Origin of the sequence: Micromonospora sp. URMC 107, assembly GCF_051386315.1 — a bacterium.
Taxonomy (GTDB): Bacteria; Actinomycetota; Actinomycetes; order Mycobacteriales; family Micromonosporaceae; genus Micromonospora.
Window position 1 is genome coordinate 1 of sequence record NZ_JBPQTK010000203.1, and the last position, 6,545, is coordinate 6,545.

The 6,545-nt window shown below is 77.8% G+C and carries 4 protein-coding genes and 1 pseudogene; 3 read left to right on the forward strand and 2 right to left on the reverse strand.

Annotation, left to right across the window (positions count from 1 at the left end):
* Both ACSNN9_RS27210 and ACSNN9_RS27215 read left to right on the forward strand, forming a co-directional pair.
* Positions 1 to 603 (forward strand): annotated as a pseudogene (locus tag ACSNN9_RS27210) (hypothetical protein); the annotation flags it as partial.
* 135 nt (positions 604 to 738) lie between these two features.
* Entirely contained in the window at positions 739 to 1,446 is a 708-nt protein-coding gene (locus tag ACSNN9_RS27215) for a methyltransferase domain-containing protein (RefSeq protein ID WP_436676126.1), read from the forward strand.
* Between the two features lie 91 nt (positions 1,447 to 1,537).
* On the opposite strand, the gene ACSNN9_RS27220 is transcribed toward ACSNN9_RS27215, so the two are convergent.
* Together ACSNN9_RS27220 and ACSNN9_RS27225 are read right to left on the reverse strand one after the other, a co-directional pair.
* The gene (locus tag ACSNN9_RS27220; RefSeq protein ID WP_436676128.1) at positions 1,538 to 4,648 is read right to left on the reverse strand and encodes a bifunctional [glutamine synthetase] adenylyltransferase/[glutamine synthetase]-adenylyl-L-tyrosine phosphorylase; all 3,111 of its coding nucleotides are present in this window, start codon (positions 4,646 to 4,648) and stop codon (positions 1,538 to 1,540) included.
* Positions 4,648 to 5,415 carry a type 1 glutamine amidotransferase gene (locus ACSNN9_RS27225; protein WP_436676129.1) on the reverse strand — a complete coding sequence of 256 codons (768 nt, stop codon included), beginning with the start codon at positions 5,413 to 5,415 and terminating at the stop codon, positions 4,648 to 4,650. The genes ACSNN9_RS27220 and ACSNN9_RS27225 overlap by 1 nt, the downstream gene beginning before the upstream one ends.
* A 242-nt stretch (positions 5,416 to 5,657) precedes the next feature.
* Between ACSNN9_RS27225 and ACSNN9_RS27230 the strand changes: the two genes are divergently transcribed.
* A complete protein-coding gene (locus ACSNN9_RS27230; RefSeq protein WP_436676130.1) occupies positions 5,658 to 6,533 on the forward strand; it encodes a S66 peptidase family protein in 876 nt (291 codons plus the stop codon).
* The last annotated feature ends 12 nt before the right edge of the window (positions 6,534 to 6,545 follow it).

A 6,545-nucleotide genomic window follows, 5' to 3' on the forward strand; every position in this document is an offset into this window, starting at 1 on the left:
GACCCGACCGCCCGGGCCGCCTACTTCGCGCCGCTGCGGGCGTTCCTCGGCGGGCAGCGACTCACCGGCCGGGTGGAGGTCCCGCCGACCCGCAACTACTGGGAGGCGGCGAGGCTGGGCGAGGTGCCGCTGGCCCGGGGCTGGCTGCGACAGGCCGACATCGACCGCAACCCACTCTTCTTCACCACCGTGCCGGGGGCGGCCGGCACCGGGGTGCCGCTGACCGCCGCGAGCTACCGGGACTGGCTCACCGACAACGCGGTGCAGTTCGTCGCGGTGCCGGACGCCCCGCTGTCCTGGGTGGGGCGGGCCGAGGCCGAGCTGGTCGCGGGCGGGCTGCCGTACCTGACGCCCGTCTGGTCCGGCCCGCACTGGCGGGTCTGGGCGGTGGCCGACCCGGCCCCGATCGTCGGCGCGCCGGCCGAACTGGTCGCGCACGACGGCGCCTCGGTGACGTTCCGGGCGCCGGCCGCCGGCACCGTGCCGGTCCGGGTGCGGCACAGCCGCTGGCTGACGGCCTCGGGCGGGGCCACGGTCGCCGCCGCCGGCGGCTGGACGGCGGTGAGCGTGCCGCGCGCCGGGCAGTACCGGCTCGGCAGCTGACCGGTCGTCCACCTGCGGCACCGGGCCCGGGCGGCCCGCCTTTTGCCGATCCGGCAACGTTACTTGCTCCCCCCGTCGGATGCGCGCACGATCGACGCGGCAGGGCACGCAGGCAGCGCACCAGGAGGACGAGACGTGCACCACGACGCGACGGCCGGGCAGCACCGGCACGACGGCACCATGGCGGCCACCGCACCCGACGGCGGGCACCACCCGGACGTGGACGAGGAGACCGCACGGTTCTGGGAGGAGCACTACGGGCGGCACGAGCGGGTCTGGAGCGGCCGGGCGAACCCGATCCTGGTCGACGTCGCCGGCTCACTGCCGGCCGGCAGCGTGCTGGACCTCGGCTGCGGTGAGGGCGGCGACGCGATCTGGCTGGCCGGGCGGGGCTGGCGGGTGACCGCCGTCGACGTCTCCGAGACCGCCCTCGCCCGGGCGGCCGAGGAGGCGACCGCCGCCGGGGTGGCGTCCCGCATCGAGTTCCGCCGGCACGACCTCACCCGGACGTTCCCGCCGGGCGAGTTCGACCTGGTCTCCGCGCAGTTCCTCCAGTCGCCGCTGGAGTTTCCCCGGGCGGAACTGCTGCGGTCGGCGGCCCGGGCCGTGGCCCCCGGCGGCCGGCTGCTCGTCGTCGAGCACGGCGAGGTCCCCCCGTGGGGACGGCACGACCACGCGCACGCGCGCTTCTCCACTCCCCAGGAGACCCTGGCCGCGCTCGACCTCGACCCCGACCGCTGGGACGCCGAGCGGCTCGACGCCCCGCGCCGGCGGGCCACCGGCCCGAACGGCGAGACCGGCGAGCTGGTCGACCACGTGGTGCTGGTCCACCGCCGCCGCTGAGGCCCGCGCCGGCGGCAGGCCCCGGCCCGAGGCCCGGCGGCACCGGTGGGCCGAGCGCCTGCCGGGCCGCCCGCCGGCGCACCCGGCCGGCTCAGGCGTCGAGGACCCGTTCCATCGCCGCCCGGGAGCGGCGGCCGGTGCGCAGGTACTCGTCGAGGAACTCGCCGGGATCGTCCCGGCCGAGCAGCCGGACCACCCCGGCCAGCTCGACGCCGTGCCGGGGCAGCTGGTCGCCCGCCCGGCCGCGGACCAGCATGAGCGCGTTGCGGACCTGCGCGGCCAGCGTCCAGCCGGCCGCCATCTCCACGGCGTCCGTCGCGTCGACCAGGCCCGCGTCCCGGGCCGCCGCGAGGGCGTCGAGCGTACGTGTGCCGCGCAGCGCCGGGACCGTCCCGGCGTGTTGGAGCTGGAGCAGCTGCACCGCCCACTCGACGTCGGCGAGGCCACCCCGGCCGAGCTTGGTGTGGGTGGCCGGGTCGGCGCCCCGGGGCAGCCGCTCGTGCTCCACCCGCGCCTTGATCCGGCGGATCTCGACCACCTGCTCGCGGGTCAGCCCGTCCGCCGGGTAGCGCACCGGGTCGACCATCGCCTCGAACTCGGCGCCGAGGTCGGCGTCGCCGCAGACGAACCGGGCGCGCAGCAGCGCCTGCGCCTCCCACACCTTCGACCAGCGGGCGTAGTACTGCGCGTACGCGGCGAGGCTGCGCACCAGCGGGCCCTGCCGGCCCTCCGGGCGCAGGTCGGCGTCGACGCCGAGGGGCGGGTCGGGCGCGGGCACGCCGAGCAGCCGGCGCAGCTCCTCGGCGATCGCGCGCGCGGCGGCGCCGGCCGCGCCGTCGCCCGCGCCGGCCGGCGCGTCGTAGACGAAGAGCACGTCGGCGTCGGAGAGGTAGTTCGACTCGTAGCCGCCGAGGCGGCCCATGCCGATCACGGCGAAGCGCAGCCCCGGCACGGGCGGCTGGGCCGCGCGGGCGGCCCGCAGCGCGGCGGCCAGGGTGGCGTCGGTGACGTCCGCCAGGGCGGTGCCGACGGCGGTCACGTCGGCCAGGCCCAACGCCGCCCGCCCGCCGTCGGGCCGGGGCGGCGACGGGGCCAGCGAGCCGGCCCGGCTCAGCAGGTCGGCGCAGGCGATCCGGACCAGTTCCCGGCGGCGCAGCGCGCGGATCGCCCGGGTGGCCTCGACCGGGTCGGCGTGCCGGGCCGCGGCGGCGGCGAAGCCCTCGCAGAGGACCGCACTGGGCCGGGGGGTCAGCTCGCTCTCCTCGGCCAGCAGTCGCAGCGCCTCCGGCTCGCGGGCGAGCAGGTCGGCCGCGTACCGGGAGGAGGAGAGCACCCGGGCCAGCCGGCGGGCCACCGGCCCGGAGTCGCGCAGCAGGCGCAAATACCAGGGCGTGCTGCCGAGCTTGTCGGAGACCTGCCGGTAGTTGAGCAGGCCGCGGTCCGGCTCGGGGGCGTCGGCGAACTCGCTGAGCAGCACCGGCAGCAGCGTGCGCTGGATGGCGGCGGTGCGGCTCACCCCGCCGGTGAGGGCCTGGAGGTGGCGCAGCGCCCCGGCGGGGTCGGCGAAGCCGAGGATCTCCAGCCGGTGCCGGGCCGCCTCGGGGGTCAGCCGCAGCCCGTCGGCCGGCACCCGGGCCACCGACTCCAGCAGCGGCCGGTAGAGCAGCTTGGCGTGCAGGCGGCGTACCTCGGTGGCGTGGGTGACCCACTCGGCGCGGAACTCCTCGACGGCGCTGCGGCCCGGCGTGGCGGTGTGGCCCAGCGCGGCGGCCAGCCAGCGCAGCGCGGCCGGCTCGGTCGGCACGGTGTGGGTGCGGCGCAGCCCCTGGAGCTGGAGGCGGTGCTCGACGCCGCGCAGGAAGCGGTAGCCGCGCAGCAGTGCCTCGCCGTCGGCCCGGCCGACGTAGCCGCCGGCGACCAGCGCGCGCAGCGCCGGGAGGGTGCCGGGCACCCGCAGCGACTCGTCGCCCCGGCCGTGCACCAGTTGCAGCAGCTGCACGGCGAACTCGATGTCGCGCAGCCCGCCCGAGCCGCGCTTGATCTCGCGCTCCAGCTCCTTCGGCGGGATGTTGTCGATGATCCTGCGCCGCATGGCGCGGACGTCCTCGACCGCCTCGGGCCGCTCGGCGGCGCGCCACACCAGCGGGGCGAGCTGGTCGATCCACTCCCGCCCCAGCGCCAGGTCGCCGGCCGCCGGCCGCGCCTTGAGCAGCGCCTGGAACTCCCAGGTGCGCGCCCAGCGCCGGTAGTAGGCGAGGTGGCTGGCCAGCGTCCGCACCAGCGGTCCCCGGTTGCCCTCCGGGCGCAGGGCGGCGTCGACCGGCCAGGCGACCAGCCCGCAGACGTGGATCAGCCGGGTGGCGACCGTGGTGGCCGCGGCGAGGTCGTCGTCCTCGGCGGCCACGAAGATCACGTCGACGTCGGAGACGTAGTTCAGCTCGTCGCCGCCGCACTTGCCCATCGCCACGACGGCGAGCCGGGGGCGGGGGGTGCCCGCCGGCAGCTCGCCGACCGCGATCTCGTACGCCGCCGCCAGGGTCGCGTCGGCCAGCGCGGAGAGCGCGGCCATGGTCTGCTCCAGGCCCCGGCCGCCGGTCAGGTCGGCCGCCGCGATCCGCAGCAGCGCCAGCCGGTACGCCTTTCGCAGCACCGCCACCGGCTGCCCGTCGCCGGACAGGTCGAGCCGTCCCTCGGCGGTCGGCGCCAGCCCGTCCGGGGCGGTGCGCAGGGCCGGCCACTGGTCGGGGTTGGCGACCAGGTGGTCGCCGAGCGCGGAGGAGGCACCGAGGACGGCGATCAGCCGGCGGCGCAGGCCGGGGTCGTCGGCGAGCGCCGCCAGCAGCTCCGACGGCGCCTGCTCCGGGGCGGTGCGGCGCTCGGCCTCGACCGGCCTCCCGGGGCGGGCCTCTCCCCTGGCGGCCGTGCGGCGGCCCGTGGCGGGGCCGGTGCCGCTCGCCGCGGCACGGCGCTCGGCCTCGACGATGCGGTGCAGCTGGCGCAGCGCCAGGTCCGGATCGGCGGCCCGGGAGAGCCCGGCGAGCAGCTCCGCCGCGCGGTCGTCGGTGGGCTCCTGCACGTCCGGTCGCCACAGCCGGAGCCCGTCCGGGCCGAGCAGGTCGGCGGCGCGGGTCGCGCCGGCACCGCCGTCGGTGCCGAAGCCGTAGCGGGCGAGCCGTCCCGCGGCCCTGACCGGCCGGCTCATCACTGCCCGAGCAGGGGCAGACTACGGCGGGGCGCGGCGTCGTCCAGCTCGCCCAGGGCCAGCGCGGCGAACCGGGCGGCGAACGGCTGCCAGACCTCCTCGACGTCGACCATCACCTCGTGGCAGGCCGCCACCACCAGGTCGGGGTCGTAGCCCAGCTCGGCCAGCAGCGTCGAGTCGGCGGCCCAGTCGGCGATCATGGCGGTGTCGCACTCGATGTGGAACTGCAACCCCCAGGCCCGGTCGCCGAGGCGGAACGCCTGGTGGGGGTAGCGGGTGGAGGCCGCCAGCAGGGTGGCGCCCCGGGGCAGCTCGGTGATCTCGTCGACGTGCCACTGGAACACGTCGGGGATCAGCGGGACGTAGCGGAAGAGCGGGTCGGTGTCGGCGGCGTCCCGCTTGCCGACCACGCAGGGGCCGACCTCCGGCCCGGCGGCGCTGCGCTCGACCTGACCGGCGTGCGCGGTGGCCAGCAGCTGCGCGCCGAGGCAGATGCCGAGGGTCGGCACCCGGTGCCGGACGGCCTTGCGCAGCAGCCCCTCCAGCGCCGGCAGCCAGGGCGCCGCCGGCGACCCGTCCGGCAGCGGGTACGGCGGCAGCGCGCCCCCGAGCACCACCAGCGCGGAGTATCCCGTCAGGTCGACGGGGATCTCGTCACCGGCGTGGGCGCGGACGACCCACAGGTCGAGGCCGGCCTCGGTCAGCCACTCCCCCAGCCGGCGGACGTCGTCGGTCGGGTCGTTCTCGATCACCAACGCGGTAGCCACGACGTCGAGGCTAGCCGGTGGCCCGGACGGACCCCGGAACGCCTCCGCCGGCGCGGCGGCGCCCCGCCACCGACCGGCCGACGCGGCAGGGTCGGCGCGCGTCCCACCCTCGGCGGACCGGGCCGGCCGGTACGTGGACCGGTGAGGCGTCGCGACTAGGCTCTGCCGCTGTGCCCGACCACGCCCGCCCGACTCCCGCCCCCGCCGTACGACCGCCGGTGCTGCGCCCCGGCGACACGGTGATGCTGGTGTCGCCCTCCGGGCCGACCCGGCCGGAACGGGTGGCCCGGGGCATCGAGCTGCTCACCGGCTGGGGCCTGCGGCCGGTGCTGGCCCCGAACGCGTACGCCCGGCAGGGCTACCTCGCCGGCGCGGACGAACTGCGCGCCGCCGACCTGAACACGGCGTTCGCCGACCCCGAGGTGCGCGGGGTGATCTGCACCCGGGGCGGCTACGGCGCGCAGCGGATCGTCGACGCGATCGACATGGCCGCCGTACGCCGGGACCCGAAGGTCGTCGCCGGCTTCTCCGACATCACGGCGCTGCAGTTCGCGCTCTGGCGGGGCGCCCGGCTGGCCGGCGTGCACGGCCCGGGGGCGGCCTGGTCGGACGAGCGCACGCCGCTGCGCTCGGCCGAGTCGCTGCACGCCGCCCTGATGACCACCGAACCGGTCACGGTGACCGCCGTCGCCGAGGAGGAGACCTTCGGGGTACGCGTGCCCGGCCGGGCCACCGGGCCGCTGCTGGGCGGCAACCTCTGCCTGATCGCGGCGTCCCTGGGCACCCCGGACATGCCGGACCTGACCGGCGCGGTCCTGCTCGTCGAGGACGTGCAGGAGCCGCCCTACAAGGTGGACCGGATGCTCACCCAGCTCCGCCGCGCCGGGTCACTGGACGGGCTGGCCGGGGTGGCGGTGGGCCAGTTCACCGGCTGCGTGGACGGGTGGTCGGTCGGCGTCGCCGACGTGCTCGCCGAGCGCCTCGGTGACCTCGGCGTCCCCGTCCTCGGCGGCCTCCCGATCGGTCACGGCCCCGGCCAGCTCACCGTCCCGGTGGGCACCGAGGCCACCCTCGACACGACCACCGCCACCCTGGAGATCACCCCCGCCGTCCGCTGACCGCCCCCGCCC

Excerpts from the sequence above, each read along its gene's own strand:
- ACSNN9_RS27220 (WP_436676128.1), bottom strand. The coding sequence starts at position 4,648 with ATGAGCCGGCCGGTCAGGGCCGCGGGACGGCTCGCCCGCTACGGCTTC.
- ACSNN9_RS27230 (WP_436676130.1), top strand. The coding sequence starts at position 5,658 with ATGCTGGTGTCGCCCTCCGGGCCGACCCGGCCGGAACGGGTGGCCCGG.